The organism is Lamprobacter sp. (assembly GCF_034860625.1).
GTDB lineage: Bacteria > Pseudomonadota > Gammaproteobacteria > Chromatiales > Chromatiaceae > Lamprobacter.
Genome location: NZ_JAYESN010000612.1, coordinates 1 through 994, shown reverse-complemented (window position 1 = coordinate 994; position 994 = coordinate 1). Strand labels below are relative to the sequence as shown.

Sequence of the window (994 nt, the reverse complement as noted above, 5' to 3'; positions counted from 1 at the left end):
GGTTATAGATCTGCCCGCCCTCGGGTGTTAAGGAGAAGTTATAGCCGTTGTAAAACGCCCGCATCAGGTCAAGCGCCTCCTTGGCCTGTGCGGCGGGCAGTCCGCACTCGGCGATGATTTGGTCAAGGACGACCGCGATTTCAGACTCATGAAAGCCGCACAGATCCGCTAGCTCAGGTTCGAGCGTGATGTCCTTGGCGACGTTATAGCCACTGGTGATATCCGCCATCACCACCGGCGACACCCCGGTAATGAATACCCGCTCCAGCGCGCCCCCTTCAGCGGCCATCTTGACGACCTTGAACACGGTCTTGATCACACCCTCGCCGCCGACCAGCTCGTTGTAGCGGTCCTCGCCGCGATCGCGGCTGACCAGCACCTCGTTGGCGAAGTTGTCATATTCGTCGATCAGCAAGTACAGGGCATGCGGGCTCTGGCCCACGGCGGCGAGCAGGGAGCGAAAAGAGGCCAGGGCATCGTCCTGAATCTCAACCCGAACGGGGAGTTGATCCCCGTAGCGGGTGAGGGTCGCGGCAATTTCGCTATTGATATGCCGGTAAAGCGCATCGCGAATGGTCTTGGCATCGCCGACGGGGTCCACGGCGGAGAAGTTCCATTTCATGATGAAGTAGCGGTTGCGCCGCACGGTTGGCGCCCGACCGATGGCGAGATGGCCGAACAGCGTCTCAAACTCGTCAGCACGGGCGAGATCGTAATAATGCTCCAGCGTCGACAACCACAGCGACTTACCAAAGCGACGCGGGCGCAGTAGCAGCAGCTGCCGGCCGATCGTCTCCATGGTCGCGATCCGGTCGGTACGGTCGATATAGAGCGCGCCATCGTCGTGAATGGCGCGGAAGTTGGCGATGCCGTAAGGGAAGCACAGGCGGGTCATGAGCAGGCGTTCTCTGATGCGGATGCCATCCACTCAGGATAGCCGGAGGATCGGTGGATGGCCCAGCGGGTTTGAGTGTCATTTTTGGGTGTCGTTGAG

1 protein-coding gene is annotated in these 994 nt (G+C 60.4%); it reads right to left on the bottom strand.

Features of this window, described 5'->3' with window-relative positions; translation table 11 throughout:
• A partial coding sequence (locus VBE63_RS30210) for an AAA family ATPase (RefSeq protein WP_323686656.1) occupies nt 1–895 on the bottom strand: 895 nt, incomplete at its 3' end.
• Nucleotides 896–994 lie beyond the last annotated feature (99 nt).